The sequence below is a fragment of the Aquimarina spongiae genome, from assembly GCF_900141785.1.
Taxonomy (GTDB): domain Bacteria; phylum Bacteroidota; class Bacteroidia; order Flavobacteriales; family Flavobacteriaceae; genus Aquimarina; species Aquimarina spongiae.
Genome location: NZ_FQYP01000007.1, coordinates 198,947 through 214,559 on the forward strand (window position 1 = coordinate 198,947; position 15,613 = coordinate 214,559).

Here is a 15,613-nt window from a genome sequence, read left to right on the forward strand (position 1 = left end):
ACCATGCTAAAATTTGTAAAAGGACATATGGAGAGTATTGAAGGTATAGAAATCTACCCTATGATTTCGCTGCTCATTTTTTTCATCTTCTTTGCTGCGCTATTCTGGTGGGTTTTTACCGCCAAAAAAGAACATATCAAAGAAGTGAGCAATATACCTCTAGAAACCAATAAAGATATCACATTATGAAAACCACCGCATCTTATATACGCGTACTTACATTTTTAATTCTAGCCTATATACTTATAGAATTAACCGTTACTACAGATTCTGGATCTGCCTTTATTGAGCAGCCTCTAAGCTGGTTGGGGTTAGGAATAGTAGCTTTGTTTGCAATAGCCATAGAAATAAGTCTCGCGGCCTTACAAAACATACTATTTCAATCCTTAAAGCCAGATGCTCAAGAACGCTATTTATTAGCTCAAAAAGCTAAAAAAGAAAAGCAATTTAAATGGATCAAATATAGCTATCTAAGACTGCTTGATAGCAAACCGGTAGATCAGGAAGACGAAATTATTTTGGATCATAATTACGATGGTATCAAAGAGCTGGACAACAACCTTCCACCTTGGTGGGTATATGGTTTTTATGCTACTATCCTTTTTGGAGTGATCTATATGGTACGCTTTCATGTGTTTAATGACTATACCCAGTCAGAAGAATATGAAACAGAAGTAGCCGAAGCAAAGATTGCTATCGAAAACTATAAAAGAACCGCCAAAGATTTGGTAGATGTAAACACGGTAACTCTGCTTACAGAAGCCGGTGATCTTGCTAAAGGAAAGGCCATTTTTGCTACCAATTGTGTGGCTTGTCACAAAGCTGATGGTGGTGGGGGTATAGGTCCCAACCTAACCGATCAATATTGGATCCTAGGTGGAGGAATAAAAAATATATTCCGTACGATTTCTGAAGGAGGTCGTGACGGTAAAGGAATGGTAGCCTGGAAACAAACTTTGAAACCCGCCGAAATGGCCCAGGTAGCCAGTTATATTATGACTCTAGAAGGCATCACACCTGCAGAACCCAAAGAGCCTCAGGGAGAGATTTGGATAGATCCAGATGCACCCAAAGAAGAAGCACCTACCGCAGTGTCTGATTCGATCCCGGAAGTAGTCAGTGAATAATTAAAAAAAACACTTTTGGAAACACCTACAAACGAAAAATTCAGAGATTCGATAGCCACTGTAAATGAAGAGGGAAAACGCGCGTGGGTGTATCCTAAAAAACCAAGTGGAAAATTCTATCGTTACCGAAAATGGGTAAGTTATGGGCTATTGATTTTTCTATTTTCCGCGCCTTTTATCAAGGTCAATGGAAATCAGTTTTTGATGTTCAACGTTCTGGAGCGAAGATTTAATATTTTCGGCGCTCCTTTCTGGCCACAGGATTTTCATCTGTTTGTGATTTCCATGATCATAGGAGTCATTTTTATCACATTATTTACAGTTGCTTTTGGGCGGTTGTTTTGTGGTTGGGTATGCCCTCAAACCATTTTTATGGAAATGGTCTTTAGGAGGATTGAATACTGGATTGAGGGAGATCGAGGAAAACAGATACGATTAGATAAGCAACCCTGGAATGCAGAAAAAATTAGAAAACGAATTACCAAATGGAGCATATTCTTTTTGATTTCCTTTCTAATTGCGAATGTGTTTCTAGCCTATCTTATTGGTAGCGATCAACTGTTACAATATGTAATCGAAGGGCCATCTGCGCACGTCAGTACTTTAATTTCGTTGTTGATTTTTACCGCAGTATTCTACTTTGTATTTGCTTGGTTTAGAGAACAAGTATGCATTATAGCATGCCCTTATGGTAGATTACAAGGTGTACTTTTGGATTCAAAATCTATTGTTGTTGCTTACGACTATAAGCGCGGCGAAAAAGAAAAAGGTCGTGCCAAATTCAAGAAAAACGAAGACCGGATCGCTTCCGGAAAAGGAGATTGTATTGATTGTTTTCAATGTGTTCATGTTTGTCCCACTGGCATCGATATTCGCAACGGCACACAACTGGAGTGTGTAAACTGTACGGCGTGTATCGATGCCTGTGATCACATGATGGAAAGCGTAAATCTTCCAAAAGGATTGATTCGCTACGCCAGCGAAGAAAACATCGCCAAAAAAGCGAAATTCAAATTTACTCCTCGTTTAAAAGGGTATAGTGGAGTGCTGTTGATTCTTACCGGAGTATTAGTCGGAATGCTTTTTCTACGAAACGATGTAGAAGCCACCATATTGAGATTGCCCGGGCAGCTGTATGAACGAAAAGAAAATAATGTGATCAGTAATGTATACACCTATAAGTTGGTAAACAAAACCACCGAGGATATTACCGATGTGCATTTTGAGCTCCTATCTCATCAAGGAAAAATTGAAGAGGTAACACATCAAAACTTTCAGGTCCCAAAACAAGGCATTGCCGAAGGCACTCTGTTTATAGAGATCAACGCTTCTGCCCTAAATGGGGATAAGGATAAAGTGAAGATCGGCGTGTATAGCAACGATCAACTCATCGAGACAACTATTAGCGCATTTTTAGGTCCACGAACCTATCGATAATTTAAAACAAGGTATAACTCAAAAGTCAAAAAAAATGAAAATAAACTGGGGAACAGCGATCGTATTGGTATTTGCAGGATTTATCTCTTTTATACTTTTTTTTGTTATAAAAATGAATACCAATGAAAAATACGAGCACGATCTGGTAACAGAAGAGTACTATAAAAAAGAGCTTGCTTTTCAAAAAGAAATTGATGCCGAACAAAATTCAAAAAACCTAAAAAAAGATATCAGTGTACGAAAAACGCCTGAGGGTTTGAGCATTCAATTTCCAGATGATATCAACGCTGAAGGAATTTCGGGAACTATTTTGATGTATCGACCGTCTAACAAAAAGCTTGATTTTGAAATTCCTATTCGTTTATCGAATACCGAACTGAAAATACCTAACGATCAACTTATCGAAGGTCGGTGGAACATGACTATTGATTGGACATATGAGAATACTTCTTATCTATTTAAACACTCACTCTCTTATTAAATGATAGCAACCGCATTCATATTAGGCCTTTTAGGAAGTTTTCATTGTATCGGAATGTGCGGCCCTATTGCTTTTATGCTACCTGTGCATAGATCCAATGCAACGCAAAAACTATTTCAGATTTCTTTGTATCATCTGGGGAGGTTACTGGCTTATGGTATGATTGGTTTTTTCTTCGGATTAGTGGGACGAAGCTTGCATATTTTTGACATCCAACAAGGAATCTCTATTGCTATGGGAATATTAATGATTGCTGTTGTGGTACTTCCAATAAACCCTTCGAGAAAATATGAGTTTGCAAAACCTATTTATAAAATCATCGGTAGGGTAAAAAGTGGATTGGGAAAAGCACTGCAAAAAAAGACTCCCGACACCTTCTTGACCATAGGATTCTTAAACGGATTTTTACCTTGTGGATTAGTATACATGGCAGTTTTTGGGGCGATTGCTTCTACCCATGTTTTTGAATCCAGCTTGTATATGTTGATGTTTGGGTTAGGGACTGTTCCGCTTATGACCATAACGGTATATGCTGGGAATTTTACTTCAGAAAAACTGAACAGATACATTCAAAAAGCAATACCGATAGTTATCGTTACCATTGGTGTACTCTTTATCCTTAGAGGTATGGGATTAGGTATTCCTTATCTTTCTCCAAAACCAGTTACTGAAATCGTTTCGGCAAATTTGGAATGCCACAGGTAAAAAATACTATCTATTCCAGGCAACATAACCTCCTTTTAGGTCATACACTTTGGTAAAACCCATTTTTATAAGTCTTCTAGATGCCATTTTGCTTCTACCTCCAGAATGGCAATAAATGTAAACAGGTTGCTCTTTGTCCAATTGGTTAAAACTTTGATCAAATGCGATTTTCTTATAAAAATCAATGTTAATCGCACCCTGGATATGACTGCCGTTGTATTCTCTAGGTGTGCGCACATCTACCAGTTGAACCTTACCTTGATTAACGGCTTGTTTAAATGCGGCAACATCTAATACTTCAATTTTATTGGTACCTTGAGTTTGAAATAGCGATAGTAACCCTGAAAACAACATAAATAACCTCATAATAATGCATAAAGATTTTTCTCTCTACAAAAATATGAGGTTAGCTTCTTAATGTTTGTAACAAAAGTCACAATCAACTGGATTACAATTTTGAAGGCTATTTACACTGTCATAGAAAACAACTGTGTTTCTGGCTGATTACGTTGTAGTCTTAAATCAAAAGCCATGCAGATATTACGAACAAAAGGTCTTCCTTTTTCTAATATTTTAATTTTTGAGCCTGAAATTTCTACCAGATCATCCAGCTCCATTTCGCTTAACTTACCCAGAACCTCTGGTAATTCTTCAACATATAGATCCTCACTGCATTCTGTTTCAAAATGACACATTAAATTCAATATATGCTGTCTAATAATCTGGTCTTCCTGATTCAGAATATGACCCCGAAACACCGGAATAATGCCTTCGCCTACCAGATGCTGATATTCTTCGATATTCTTTACATTTTGGGCAAAACCATACCAGCTATCGCTTATAGAAGACACTCCCAAACCAATCATTAGTTGTGTTTTTGAAGCGGTATACCCCATAAAATTTCGATGCAGAGTTTCATTCTCCATAGATTGATATAAGGAATCACTTTGCACAGCAAAATGATCCATTCCGATCTCTACATATCCGGCATCAGATAACATCTCTTTCCCCATCTCATACTGCCTTCTTTTTTCTTCCCCTTTGGGTAAATCTTGCTCATTATAGCCGCGTTGTCCATTTCCTTTTTGCCAGGGTACATGGGCATAACTGTAGAACGCCAATCGATCCGGAAGTAATTCTTTTGTTTTTGCAATGGTAGCTTTTACCGATTCTTCCGTTTGAAAAGGCAATCCAAAAATAATATCATGACTAACCGAAGTATACCCAATTTCTCGAGCAGCTTCAGTAACCTTTTTTACATCTGCAAAGGATTGTTGTCGATGAATTGCTTTTTGAACGGTTTCATTATAATCCTGAACCCCAAAACTCACTCTTCTGAAACCAACATCATAAAGCGCTTGCAAATGATCGTAAGTTGTATTGTTGGGATGACCTTCAAAACTAAACTCGCAATCCTCGGCTTTTTCGGCATGCCAAAAAATTCCATTGATTAAGTATTGTAAATTTTCGGGAGAAAAGAAGGTAGGTGTACCCCCTCCCAAATGTAACTCTTTGATCTTGGGTTTCGAATCAAAAAGAGCAAGGTATAATTGCCATTCTTTTAAAACTGATCGAATATAGGGCACCTCTACTTCATGCCTTTTGGTGATCCGTTTATGACATCCACAAAATGTGCACATACTTTCACAAAATGGCAAGTGAATGTATAGACTAATCCCTTCTGTACTATTGCTTTCTTTAAAAGCTTGTTGTACGGATTGTGTCCAACCCTTTAAAGAAAATGTATTCATATCCCAATAGGGAACCGTAGGGTAACTTGTATATCTAGGTCCCGGGATGTTGTATTTGGTAACCAAACTTGTGCACATACTATTTTTGTTTGTATTATTCGTGAAGTACTAAAAACGGAACATCAGTGTGATAGCTGATCGTTTCGACAGTAGGATGAAATAAAATACGTTGAAAAAGATTCAGATTCTTTGCAATCATGGTGATCATATCTATATTCCTACTTTCTACAAAACATTGAACAGCTTCTTCAATTTTGGTGTTCGAAAGAAAATGAAAACTATGTTCTATGGAATCGTTAAGATGATCATCCAATAAGTCTTTGTTCTTTTTTTGCAGCTCTGAAAGCTCTTTTTCCTTTTTAGAAACATGTAATACTCTTAAAGCAGCATTATTTGTAGAAAGAATATTCGTAATCGTATTTAAGATTTTGCTTTTATATTGCTGATTATAGTCGGTAGGAAAAGCAATTTCTTTGGGTTTTTGATATCTCGCTTTTTCTGGAATTGCCAATACCGGACATTTCACCTTTGTAATCACATCACCAGTATTACTCCCAACGGTCATTTCTTTTAATCCTGACGCTCCTTTGGTACCCATTACAATGTAATCGATTTCCTTATCGACAATCTGCTTTCGTATAGCGTCAATAAAGAAATGATGTTCATACACAGTAAAGAAACGATGTTTCGTATTTAATGGCAGTTTTTCAATACGACCCAACAATACCTGCATTTGTTGCTTGTCGTTTTGAGTCACCTGGTCTACCACTGTCTCTCCCGAATCTAAGAAACTACCTTGACCAATAATCTCATCATAGGGCGAAACATGTAATAAATAGAAACTACATGTGATCTTATTAAAAAATGATAATGCATACGCAATAGCATTCCACGAGTTTTCTGAAAAATCTGTAGGAATCAGGATATTTTTCATGTCTAATACGTTGTAATGAAAACAAATGTATCAGAACGGGAAAACTAAAAGTATGACAAAAATCAGTTTAGGTGATTTTATTCTACCATTTGTAAACCGGATAAGTCAAGAATCCTAATATTACGGCCTTCAATTTCGATGAGTCCGTCTTTCTTAAAACTAGACAATGTGCGGATCAGACTTTCTGTAGCAATACCAGCTACGCTGGCAAGATCGTGTCTCGAAATCTTTATGTTATCTTCTGCTTTTTTATTAAGAACTTCGGCAAACTGTAAAATGGTTTGCGCTGTTTTTTTACGTACAGAACTATAGGCCATTTGCAGTAATTGCTCCTTAATTTCCGAAAGATTATCGGTAAGAAGTTCCATCAACTCCAAGGAAATATTTTTGCTTTTCTCGAGAATGTCTTTTAGCTTACTTTTGGAAATTCCTGCCAATTCTACTTCTTCGACTGCAGTGGCAGATTCCTGATAAGGAACGTTATCCACAAATGAAGTAAATCCTAAGAAGTCATCGGCTTTATACAATGCAGTAATTAGCTCTTTACCGTTTTCATCCATTTTGTGAGATTTTATCACTCCTTTTAGGATCAAATAGATGGTATTGGAGTGCTCTCCTTCTTTATAAATACTCTCTCCCTTTTTACAAGTCGAAATTTCCCCATAATCATCGAAGAAGTTTTTGAGTTCATTCAAATTTCTTAATCCATCATCTTTCTGCTGTACCTCTTTGGGTGCGGATTGCTCTTCGATAATATTTGCAATAATTTGGGCCTTGGCCAACCGACTTTCGATAGCGCTCAACAACTCCTCTTCTTCAAAAGGTTTGGTCAAATAATCATCGGCTCCCAAATCCATCCCCTTTCTGATCTCTTTGTGCTCGGTCTTGGCCGATAAAAAGATAAAAGGAATCTGGTTAGTACCCGAATCAAAAGATAATGCCTCCAAAACCCCATATCCATCTACCTCTGGCATCATAATATCACAAACAATAATGTCTGGTTTTTCCTTTTTTGCCTTTTCTATCCCTATTTTGCCATTAGGAGCACAAATCACATCATAATCAGAAAGCTCAAGGAGTTCTGCCGTGTTTTCCCTTAGTACTGTATCGTCTTCAATTAATAAAATCGTTTTCACTGATATCGATTTTGGTTGTTTATAAAATTGAGGCAATAAACATTGGTTTGGTTATGGTTGGATCGGTATTTCTACAGTAAAAGTAGAACCTACTCCCTCTTTACTCGTAAAAGTAAGAGTGCCTCCTAAGTTTTCTAAATGATTTTTTGCAATGTTTAATCCAATTCCTGTACCTTGATTGAGCAACGCATTTTCTGCTCTGAAATATCGTTTAAAAATGAACTCCTGTTCTTTTTCGGGAATTCCTATACCCTGATCTGAAATTTTGAATACGATCTTATCATCTTCAAAACTAACCTCTACATCTATGATTGTATGTTCCCCAGAGTACTTTACGGCATTATGGATTAAGTTAGACAACACCAACTCAAGAATTTTCTCATCAAAATCAACGATATACTCATCGATATCTTTGGGATAGTTGATGCGTTGTCCATCTTTTAGTGACATGTTGGCGTTATATACCACCTCATTTACCACCTTACTTAACGGAAACTTGCTGAACTTGTAGGTTACCTTGCCGGTTTCTAAACGTTCTATAGATAAGAAGTCACTTAGAATGTTATCCAGATACTTTACTTTATTCTTAATGGTTTTAAGGTGCTTTTCCCTTTTATCCTGTTGCTCGCCTTTGGTATATTTCCCCACAAGGGTAGCCGAGGTAAGAATACCCCCTAAGGGTGTTTTAAATTCGTGTGATACTAATGACAGAAACTTTGTTTTTAACTCATTAAGATCTCGTTCTTTTTTCAAGGATTCTTTGGCCTTTGCTTCTGCTTCTTTTCGAAGTTTTACTTCTTCCTTAAGTTCTTGAATTGATTGATGGAGTTCTTCGGTACGTTCTTCTATTTTTTGTTCTAGTTCACTGTTGAGTTCGCGAATTCTGCGTTCCTGTTCCTTGCGTTCGGTAATATCTATTACCAAAGCCATAACGTAATTGTTATCGTAGATAGAAAAAGGATTAAGTCCCGCTTCTAGAGGGAATTCACTTCCATCTTTCCGTACGCCATAAATATCCCTCCCTCTGCCCATATGCCTCTTTTCGGCATTATTCACAAAGCTCTTAAAATGAGCACCGTGATTATGGTGATAGTTCTGAGGAATGAGCACATTCAGAGGTTTTCCAATAAGTTCTCCTTGATCATATCCAAATATGTCATTGGCAGAACCATTGGTGGCTACTATGATCTGTTCTTTATTAACGACAATTATTCCTTCTGAAACTGCTTCGGAGAGAATTTTAAAAACATTATCCTGTTTTTCAAATACCTTCATAATTCAAATGTACGCATTTATACTATTTCCAATTACTGACGGATGTCATAAAAAAATCCCAAAGCGCCTTGTAATTTTATCAAATAACTCATAAAAATAACATACTATGGATACTACTCAAAATATAGGATTGGCATTTTATCAAAACCTTGGAAAACTATTCTATGCCATTGCAGCTTCAGACAAAGTAGTTCGCAAATCTGAATATAATTCTTTACGAAAAATTGTAAAATCAAAATGGTTGCAAGTAGATGACATAGTGGACGAATTTGGAGCAGATGCTGCGTTTCAGATTGAAATTGTTTTTGACTGGATGGATTATGAAACCCCTTCTGCAGAACCTTGCTTTCAGGAATTTGAATCCTTTTATACAGATCATAAATCTCATTTTACCAAAAGTATCAAAGGACTGATCTGGGAAACGGCTAATAGTATTGCCGACGCTTTTTCTGGCAAAAACAAATCCGAACTCATGATGCTAGGAAGATTGAAACTAATACTGGAAAACTGACATTTATCATATTTTAAGAATGCACTACACTATAATTTTACCTCATCATTAAAAAGCTAATATTATGACACTATATGCAAAAATAAACGCCGATTTTACCGAAAATTATACAGGATATTCTGCTTTGGCTATTATTGTTTCTACCTGCTTAGGTTCTATCGCTATTATGACTACATTAATGAATGGTAACGCTCCCCTACAAATGTTTCTGGTCTTTCTAAGTGTTGTTGTTTGTAGTGCGCATAATGCAGCTATTCTTACGGTTCAAAAACCTAAATTGGTTCTGGATCTTTTGATCACAAGTCTGGTGGTTAATAGTTTAATCATCATAGGAAACGGGCTTTTTTAACTACACTACATATTATGTTCGTCAAAGGTGAGTTCTTTAAAAAGGCTCACCTTTTCTTTTTATCTCTTAGACCTATCGATGAACTGATCAATATCATATTTTTTTGGTTCATTCTCATTTATATTTATATCCATATAAACGATTAAAAATGCCCAGACCAAAGACCAAAGAAGAATTAATCACCCTAAGTAATGACAACTACAAAAAACTTTTGGCGTATATCCGTTCGATGACTCCCGATGAATTACATACCGAATTCCCTAAAGGATACTTAAACAGAAATGTTCGAGACGTATTGGCTCATCTTCATCATTGGCATTTGATGATGTTGGAATGGTACAAGGTAGGGATGACCGGAAAAAAACCAGATATGCCCGCAAAGGGATATACCTGGAAAATGACTCCTGATCTGAATAGAGAGATTTGGAAGAAGTATCAAAATGAAGATCTGGAAATGGTCATGACAATGTTTGAAAAATCCTTTGCCGCTTTACAAAAAGTGATACATACCCACACCGAAGAAGAGTTATTCGAAAAACGAAAATACAAATGGACAGGAACCACATCGTTGGCGTCATATCTTATTTCGGCTACATCCAGTCATTATGACTGGGCATACAAACTCATCAAAAAATGTAAAAAATAAAGATCTTATGAAAACTCTAATTGCTTGCCTTATTGTACTAAGTGTTTTGGCCTGTAAAAAAAATACATCCTCAGAACAGGTGGTTAATATAAACACCGAAAGTGAATCACAACACAAAAGTGAAGATCAAAAAGCAGAGGATTCTTTGGTCGTTTTTTCAGAAAAAAACCTGGAAAAAAATCAAGAAAACACAACATCTATCAAAAGAGAACAACTGATCAAAGCCAAAGATGATAAATCTCAACTACAAGAATTGGTAGTCTCCAAAAAGTTGTACAAAGAAGATGATTTGTATATTATCGACTATCAATACCCTTATCTCAATGAAACTATAGATCCTGGTTACTCAGCGTTCAATAGTTACATAAAAGAGAATTATTTGGATATCGAAAAAACCCAAAATCAAATCCTTGAAGATAAAGAGCTCCTGTGTGACACTTTAAAAATTAAAAAATTCAGGGATAAAAGGATTATTGACTATAAAATATACAATGCCAAAAATGACCTGATCAGTGTTGTTTTATATAAGGAGAACTATTACTCTGGGATGAAGCATTCTACCTACCTTTTTGATTGTATTAATTTTGATCTCAACAATCATAACTTTGTTTATTTCGATACTTTTTTTGAAACCGGGTCTGAAGAAGAAGTATATACCATCATCAATGCTATAATCAAAGAAAGTATTAATTCTGGAGAGCTATATTACGACTGTTGGGAATTATCCAAAGGGGATTTTCAGGTGTATAAAAACAATTTTGTGATTGATGACGATATGATCAAATTCTATTTTGACGATTGTATCATCTGCCCCTCTTATACGGGCACCTATTTCATAGAAATCCCTACAACCAAAATCATGCATTTACTTAAAAAATACAATGCCCCTCCAGAAGTGAGTTAATCACGGTATCGTTGATCATTTATCAAATCAATGTACTACCTTAGCCATAAAAATACAGCTTATGAAAAGCAGCTTTAGCAATATCATCAATTCAGAAAAACCCGTATTAGTAGACTTTTTTGCCGATTGGTGCGGCCCGTGTAAAATGCTAGCCCCAATCTTAAAAGAAGTAAAAGATGAATTGGGTGATCAGGTTAAAATTGTAAAGATCGATGTAGATAAAAATCAACCTCTGGCGGCCAAGTATCAAGTTCGTGGCGTACCTACCATGATTTTATTTAAAGACGGAAAGCAACTTTGGAGACAATCTGGGGTAATGCAAAAGAACGATATCGTCGCTACTATTCAATCCCACCAATAGTTTTGGAATTAAATCCATACATAGATCACACGGTATTGAAAGCATCTGCCACTGTAGATGATATTAAACACCTATGCACCGAAGCCAAAGAATATGATTTCTATGCAGTTTGTGTAAGTAGTTATTATGTTGCTCTTGCACATAGTGAACTAATGCAAACAGATATTAAAGTGGCAGCTGTTGTAGGATTTCCTTTGGGCTCAATGACTACTCGTATTAAAGTTCTTGAAGCGCAGCAATGTGTAGATCAAGGCGCTACAGAAATTGATATGGTTTTAAATATTGGCCTATTAAAGTCTGGATATCACAAAATTGTCGAAGACGAAATCAGATCCATCAAAAAAGCCATCGGTAGTCAGAATTTGAAAGTCATTTTTGAGAACTGTTACCTTACCACAGCAGAAAAGAAAATGGCCTGTAAGTTATCGTTAAATGCCGGTGCAGATTTTATCAAAACATCTACTGGTTTTGGTTCTGGAGGAGCAACTCTAGAAGACGTACAACTTATGAAGAACGAAGTTGGCAATCATCTACAAATAAAAGCATCTGGCGGGATTCGGGATAGAAAAACAGCATTGCAATATCTGGATTTGGGAGTATCGAGAATTGGTACTTCTTCGGGAATAGCAATCGTATCAACTACTTAGTTAGTATTTACTTTTAATCAAAAAAACTAGGGTCACTAACTGAGTAGCAACCCCAGAATTGGCATGATCCTTTTTATTAAATCCTAAAGGTCATCACAGGCCTGTTAGCGTGATTGGCAACATCTTCACCAATACTTCCGCTAAAGAAATGCGCTAATCCTCGTCGCCCATGGGTAGGTATGGCGATAAGATCTGCATCAATTTTATTACTGTAATTAAATATTCCTTTCTCTACGGTATAATCATAATAATGTACTACATCATTAAATCTACCTAGGTTACCTTCGTCTGCTTTAAAAAGAAATTCCTTTACGATTTCTTCCATTTGCCCTGAGCTTTTAAATCGTTCTCCAGGAAGGTTAACATACAATAGGTCTACGCTTGCTCCAAAAGATTCGAATATCTGCATAGCATTATGATAGGCACGCAAATTTTCGATTTTAAAATCACACGCAAAAACGACTTTATTGAGTTCAAAGTTATCTACTGGATTTTTGATCACCAGTACAGGAACATCACAGCTACGAACTACTTTTTCTGTATTAGATCCAATAAAAACCTCCTCTCGTAATCCACTCACTCCATGTGATCCCATCACAACAAGGTCAATGTTGTTTTCGTGGACTACATCATTTATTTCGCTGAATATTCTATAATTCTTAACCAATTGGGTAACCGTAATACCCTCCAAATATTTCTGATCCAAGAAGGTATCAAATCGTGTTTCGGCCAATTTCATATAATACATGGCTTCTTCGACTTCCTGACTTTCATTTTTGGTTAAAATCGCTTCTGAAAGACCCAACATATGCAATACCAAGACCTCAGCTTGTTGTTGTTTTGCAATTGTTGCAGCGGCTTGTAGTGCATATTCTGAATATTCGGAAAAATCAACAGGGACAAGAATTTTTTTCATCTTTTCAGTTTTTAAAGTTTCATATATCAAATGTACCTTGTGCGCTGATCTTTAAATATGATAATTATCATGCTTATCACAATTTTGTAGTATCTTCCATTATCACAGATTTTCACTTTCTCGATATGACAAAACATTATAACATTACTGTAAAAGGAATTGTACAAGGCGTTTGGTACCGCAAAAACACTCAGGATAAAGCACGAGAGCTAGAGATCAAAGGATTTGTAAAAAACTTGCCCAATGGAGATGTCTATCTTGAGGCCGAAGGAAACGAACAACAATTAAAATTACTATTGGATTGGTGTGCGATAGGTCCAGAACACGCTAGGGTAGAACATGTATCTTTTGAAGAAGCAGACCTAAAATCGTTTCGTCATTTTGAGATTGAACGATAGTTTATAATAAAAAAACAGATGATTTTATACCATCTGTTTTGTTTCTCGAACTAAATATGAGATCGTCAGCAAGCTAATCATCTACATATAAGGTTTCATTTCCTGTTTACGTTTTTGTAGCTGTTTTTCTACATCGCTCAAAGATTCTTTAAACGCATGTTCAAAGTTCTTTTCGTTGGAGGTAGCAAAGATTTTTGGGCCAGGTAAACTGAGCTGTAGATCACATATTTTCCCTTCACCTTTTGGATCATTCTCTTTCTTGAAAAAAACATCTGATTTGATGACCCATTCGTATTTTTTATAAAGTTTATTTAATTTTTGATGTACATATTCTTCCATACTTTCACTAGTTGGCATTTGTACAAACTGAATATTGGTTTTCATAGATATTAATTTAAATTTTTGATGTATTGCTTGTCTTTTACAGTACCCAAATATAGAAGCAGTACCAATCAATAACTATGATATATATCAGATCTCTATATACATCACATTGACATTTGTCATAGTTTTCCGTATAGTTTTTATATAGGTTTAGCTCAAAATTAGAAACCATGAGAACTACGGTAACCATACAAAACTTAAAATGCGGGGGATGCAAAAGCACAATCGCAAAAAAACTACATAAACTCCCAGGGATACAAGATATCGATGTCGATACAGATAATTGTACCGTTTCTTTCTGCTATCAGACCGATAACGGGATAGAAACAGTCGAAAAAGAGCTATCCAAATTAGGGTATCCCATTGAAGGGGAAATCAACACAATAGAAAAAAAAGCAAAGTCTTATATTAGCTGTGCATTGGGCAGATTCAATACGTAAACCACCACTTTAAAACCTAAATAATATCATCATGAAAGAAACTGCAAAAAAAGAAGCGTCATCCAGCAAGGTATATGGCCTTGGCTTTATCGGTTCTGCTATCTATTTCATAAGTACTGCAACCAGTTTTTGGACGGGTGTACTTGGAGTTTTAAAAGCTATTGTTTGGCCCGCCATTTTGGTATACGAAGCGTTAAAATATCTCAAAGCCTGATCGTTTTTCAGTAAATTTTTCCTTTCTTGTTTTGAAATGAAGATCTCTCTTAACTTATAAGTAAGGGGAATAGTTTATATTTACTAAAAAACATACCCAATGTCGTCTCAATCCCGACTAGATCGCGCATATAAAAATGCCAAAGTTATTGAGTTTAATGATAGTTCAAAGTTTGTCTTATTTAGTGATTGTCATCGTGGGGATAATAGCTTTGCAGATGATTTTGCAAACAACAGAAATATCTACTTTCATGCACTAAAACACTATTACAATCAAGGTTTTACCTATTGCGAATTAGGAGATGGGGACGAATTATGGGAAAATCTTACGTTCGAAACCATTTTCAGAGCACATAAAAATGTTTATGAACTCCTTCAATTATTTTTTCAGGAAAATCGACTAGAAATGATTTGGGGTAATCACGATATGGTTTATCGGGATCCTAGTTATGTAAAAAAGCATCTGAGCTCTTATTTTGATCAAAAAACAGATTCTACCGTTCCCCTTTTTCCGGGTATAAAGTACCATGAAGCGATCATTTTAAAACATCAGGACACTAATCAGGAGATCTTTTTACTGCATGGACATCAGGCAGATTTTATGAATTACATAGGTTGGCGTATCAATAGGTTTTTGGTAAGAGTATTATGGAAACCACTTCAGGTTGTGGGCATTGCGGATCCCACAAGCCCTGCCAAAAATTATAAAGAAACCATTAAAGTAGAGCGTAGAATAAAAAAATGGATAGCTTCAAAAGGCAATTTATTTACAGTAATAGGGCATACGCACAGACCACGTTTTCCAGAGGCTGGGGAACTAGCACTATTTAACGACGGGAGTTGTGTGCATCCCAGATCGATCACCGGAATGGAAATTGAAAACGGATGTATCACATTGATCAAATGGCAAATTGCAACTACAGACGATGGAGTATTACAAATCATAAGAATCCCTTTGGAAGGCCCACAAAAGCTTACTGAATTTATAACAGAATAAT

22 protein-coding genes are annotated in these 15,613 nt (G+C 36.1%); 15 read left to right on the plus strand and 7 right to left on the minus strand.

The genetic code is table 11. The features are described from left to right. Window positions 1-3 precede the first annotated feature (3 nt). Genes BUE24_RS16650 through BUE24_RS16670 form a run of 5 tightly spaced genes read left to right on the plus strand, consistent with a single transcriptional unit; the run spans window position 4 to window position 3,750 of the window. Entirely contained in the window at window positions 4-189 is a 186-nt protein-coding gene (locus BUE24_RS16650; protein ID WP_073318205.1) for a CcoQ/FixQ family Cbb3-type cytochrome c oxidase assembly chaperone, read from the plus strand. After that, entirely contained in the window at window positions 186-1,127 is a 942-nt protein-coding gene (locus BUE24_RS16655; RefSeq protein ID WP_073318207.1) for a cbb3-type cytochrome c oxidase N-terminal domain-containing protein, read from the plus strand. Before BUE24_RS16650 ends, BUE24_RS16655 begins: the two co-directional genes overlap by 4 nt. A 15-nt stretch (window positions 1,128-1,142) precedes the next feature. Continuing rightward, the gene (ccoG, locus tag BUE24_RS16660; protein ID WP_073318210.1) at window positions 1,143-2,564 is read left to right on the plus strand and encodes a cytochrome c oxidase accessory protein CcoG; all 1,422 of its coding nucleotides are present in this window, start codon (window positions 1,143-1,145) and stop codon (window positions 2,562-2,564) included. A gap of 34 nt (window positions 2,565-2,598) precedes the next feature. Then, a complete protein-coding gene (locus BUE24_RS16665) occupies window positions 2,599-3,045 on the plus strand; it encodes a FixH family protein (protein ID WP_073318213.1) in 447 nt (148 codons plus the stop codon). After that, window positions 3,046-3,750 carry a sulfite exporter TauE/SafE family protein gene (locus tag BUE24_RS16670; protein ID WP_073318216.1) on the plus strand — a complete coding sequence of 235 codons (705 nt, stop codon included), beginning with the start codon at window positions 3,046-3,048 and terminating at the stop codon, window positions 3,748-3,750. Between the two features lie 6 nt (window positions 3,751-3,756). Here BUE24_RS16670 and BUE24_RS16675 read toward each other — a convergent pair whose 3' ends face one another. From BUE24_RS16675 to BUE24_RS16695, 5 genes are all read right to left on the minus strand, one after another. Continuing rightward, on the minus strand, window positions 3,757-4,116 hold the full coding sequence (locus BUE24_RS16675) for a rhodanese-like domain-containing protein (RefSeq protein WP_244548166.1): 360 nt from the start codon (window positions 4,114-4,116) through the stop codon (window positions 3,757-3,759). Window positions 4,117-4,217: 101 nt separating this feature from the next. After that, window positions 4,218-5,579, minus strand: a complete 1,362-nt coding sequence (hemN, locus tag BUE24_RS16680) for an oxygen-independent coproporphyrinogen III oxidase (RefSeq protein ID WP_073318222.1) — start codon at window positions 5,577-5,579, stop codon at window positions 4,218-4,220. Window positions 5,580-5,595: 16 nt separating this feature from the next. Beyond that, window positions 5,596-6,435 (minus strand): universal stress protein, encoded by an 840-nt coding sequence (locus BUE24_RS16685; protein ID WP_073318225.1) that lies wholly within the window; start codon window positions 6,433-6,435, stop codon window positions 5,596-5,598. A gap of 77 nt (window positions 6,436-6,512) precedes the next feature. Beyond that, entirely contained in the window at window positions 6,513-7,571 is a 1,059-nt protein-coding gene (locus tag BUE24_RS16690) for a response regulator (RefSeq protein ID WP_073318228.1), read from the minus strand. A gap of 51 nt (window positions 7,572-7,622) precedes the next feature. Then, window positions 7,623-8,846 (minus strand): PAS domain-containing sensor histidine kinase, encoded by a 1,224-nt coding sequence (locus BUE24_RS16695; RefSeq protein ID WP_073318231.1) that lies wholly within the window; start codon window positions 8,844-8,846, stop codon window positions 7,623-7,625. A 106-nt stretch (window positions 8,847-8,952) separates the two neighbouring features. On the opposite strand from BUE24_RS16695, the gene BUE24_RS16700 reads away from it, so the two are divergent. The 6 genes from BUE24_RS16700 (at window position 8,953) to deoC (ending at window position 12,264) form a co-directional block, all read left to right on the plus strand. Continuing rightward, the gene (locus tag BUE24_RS16700) at window positions 8,953-9,357 is read left to right on the plus strand and encodes a hypothetical protein (protein ID WP_073318234.1); all 405 of its coding nucleotides are present in this window, start codon (window positions 8,953-8,955) and stop codon (window positions 9,355-9,357) included. A 64-nt stretch (window positions 9,358-9,421) separates the two neighbouring features. Beyond that, window positions 9,422-9,706: a hypothetical protein gene (locus BUE24_RS16705; RefSeq protein ID WP_073318238.1), complete on the plus strand. Its 285-nt coding sequence runs from the start codon at window positions 9,422-9,424 to the stop codon at window positions 9,704-9,706. A gap of 148 nt (window positions 9,707-9,854) precedes the next feature. Beyond that, window positions 9,855-10,352 (plus strand): ClbS/DfsB family four-helix bundle protein, encoded by a 498-nt coding sequence (locus BUE24_RS16710; protein ID WP_073318241.1) that lies wholly within the window; start codon window positions 9,855-9,857, stop codon window positions 10,350-10,352. 7 nt (window positions 10,353-10,359) lie between these two features. Then, on the plus strand, window positions 10,360-11,256 hold the full coding sequence (locus tag BUE24_RS16715; protein ID WP_170864618.1) for an RsiV family protein: 897 nt from the start codon (window positions 10,360-10,362) through the stop codon (window positions 11,254-11,256). Between the two features lie 61 nt (window positions 11,257-11,317). Next, entirely contained in the window at window positions 11,318-11,617 is a 300-nt protein-coding gene (trxA, locus tag BUE24_RS16720; protein WP_073318247.1) for a thioredoxin, read from the plus strand. 2 nt (window positions 11,618-11,619) lie between these two features. Then, window positions 11,620-12,264 carry a deoxyribose-phosphate aldolase gene (deoC, locus tag BUE24_RS16725; RefSeq protein ID WP_073318249.1) on the plus strand — a complete coding sequence of 215 codons (645 nt, stop codon included), beginning with the start codon at window positions 11,620-11,622 and terminating at the stop codon, window positions 12,262-12,264. 76 nt (window positions 12,265-12,340) lie between these two features. On the opposite strand, the gene BUE24_RS16730 is transcribed toward deoC, so the two are convergent. Then, on the minus strand, window positions 12,341-13,180 hold the full coding sequence (locus BUE24_RS16730) for a universal stress protein (protein ID WP_073318252.1): 840 nt from the start codon (window positions 13,178-13,180) through the stop codon (window positions 12,341-12,343). Between the two features lie 125 nt (window positions 13,181-13,305). Between BUE24_RS16730 and BUE24_RS16735 the strand changes: the two genes are divergently transcribed. Next, window positions 13,306-13,578 (plus strand): acylphosphatase, encoded by a 273-nt coding sequence (locus tag BUE24_RS16735; protein ID WP_073318255.1) that lies wholly within the window; start codon window positions 13,306-13,308, stop codon window positions 13,576-13,578. Window positions 13,579-13,659: 81 nt separating this feature from the next. On the opposite strand, the gene hpf is transcribed toward BUE24_RS16735, so the two are convergent. Beyond that, window positions 13,660-13,962: a ribosome hibernation-promoting factor, HPF/YfiA family gene (gene hpf, locus BUE24_RS16740; protein ID WP_073318258.1), complete on the minus strand. Its 303-nt coding sequence runs from the start codon at window positions 13,960-13,962 to the stop codon at window positions 13,660-13,662. 170 nt (window positions 13,963-14,132) lie between these two features. Between hpf and BUE24_RS16745 the strand changes: the two genes are divergently transcribed. The 3 genes from BUE24_RS16745 (at window position 14,133) to BUE24_RS16755 (ending at window position 15,612) form a co-directional block, all read left to right on the plus strand. Continuing rightward, the gene (locus BUE24_RS16745) at window positions 14,133-14,402 is read left to right on the plus strand and encodes a heavy-metal-associated domain-containing protein (RefSeq protein ID WP_073318261.1); all 270 of its coding nucleotides are present in this window, start codon (window positions 14,133-14,135) and stop codon (window positions 14,400-14,402) included. A 31-nt stretch (window positions 14,403-14,433) separates the two neighbouring features. Next, window positions 14,434-14,616, plus strand: a complete 183-nt coding sequence (locus tag BUE24_RS16750) for a hypothetical protein (protein WP_073318264.1) — start codon at window positions 14,434-14,436, stop codon at window positions 14,614-14,616. Between the two features lie 99 nt (window positions 14,617-14,715). After that, entirely contained in the window at window positions 14,716-15,612 is an 897-nt protein-coding gene (locus BUE24_RS16755) for a metallophosphoesterase family protein (protein ID WP_073318266.1), read from the plus strand. Window position 15,613 lies beyond the last annotated feature (1 nt).

Coding starts and splice junctions, on each gene's coding strand:
- BUE24_RS16650 (WP_073318205.1), top strand. CDS start 4: ATGCTAAAATTTGTAAAAGGACATATGGAGAGTATTGAAGGTATAGAA.
- BUE24_RS16655 (WP_073318207.1), top strand. CDS start 186: ATGAAAACCACCGCATCTTATATACGCGTACTTACATTTTTAATTCTA.
- BUE24_RS16665 (WP_073318213.1), top strand. CDS start 2,599: ATGAAAATAAACTGGGGAACAGCGATCGTATTGGTATTTGCAGGATTT.
- BUE24_RS16670 (WP_073318216.1), top strand. CDS start 3,046: ATGATAGCAACCGCATTCATATTAGGCCTTTTAGGAAGTTTTCATTGT.
- BUE24_RS16675 (WP_244548166.1), bottom strand. CDS start 4,116: ATGAGGTTATTTATGTTGTTTTCAGGGTTACTATCGCTATTTCAAACT.
- hemN (WP_073318222.1), bottom strand. CDS start 5,579: ATGTGCACAAGTTTGGTTACCAAATACAACATCCCGGGACCTAGATAT.
- BUE24_RS16685 (WP_073318225.1), bottom strand. CDS start 6,435: ATGAAAAATATCCTGATTCCTACAGATTTTTCAGAAAACTCGTGGAAT.
- BUE24_RS16695 (WP_073318231.1), bottom strand. CDS start 8,846: ATGAAGGTATTTGAAAAACAGGATAATGTTTTTAAAATTCTCTCCGAA.
- BUE24_RS16700 (WP_073318234.1), top strand. CDS start 8,953: ATGGATACTACTCAAAATATAGGATTGGCATTTTATCAAAACCTTGGA.
- BUE24_RS16705 (WP_073318238.1), top strand. CDS start 9,422: ATGACACTATATGCAAAAATAAACGCCGATTTTACCGAAAATTATACA.
- BUE24_RS16710 (WP_073318241.1), top strand. CDS start 9,855: ATGCCCAGACCAAAGACCAAAGAAGAATTAATCACCCTAAGTAATGAC.
- BUE24_RS16715 (WP_170864618.1), top strand. CDS start 10,360: ATGAAAACTCTAATTGCTTGCCTTATTGTACTAAGTGTTTTGGCCTGT.
- trxA (WP_073318247.1), top strand. CDS start 11,318: ATGAAAAGCAGCTTTAGCAATATCATCAATTCAGAAAAACCCGTATTA.
- BUE24_RS16730 (WP_073318252.1), bottom strand. CDS start 13,180: ATGAAAAAAATTCTTGTCCCTGTTGATTTTTCCGAATATTCAGAATAT.
- BUE24_RS16735 (WP_073318255.1), top strand. CDS start 13,306: ATGACAAAACATTATAACATTACTGTAAAAGGAATTGTACAAGGCGTT.
- hpf (WP_073318258.1), bottom strand. CDS start 13,962: ATGAAAACCAATATTCAGTTTGTACAAATGCCAACTAGTGAAAGTATG.
- BUE24_RS16745 (WP_073318261.1), top strand. CDS start 14,133: ATGAGAACTACGGTAACCATACAAAACTTAAAATGCGGGGGATGCAAA.
- BUE24_RS16750 (WP_073318264.1), top strand. CDS start 14,434: ATGAAAGAAACTGCAAAAAAAGAAGCGTCATCCAGCAAGGTATATGGC.
- BUE24_RS16755 (WP_073318266.1), top strand. CDS start 14,716: ATGTCGTCTCAATCCCGACTAGATCGCGCATATAAAAATGCCAAAGTT.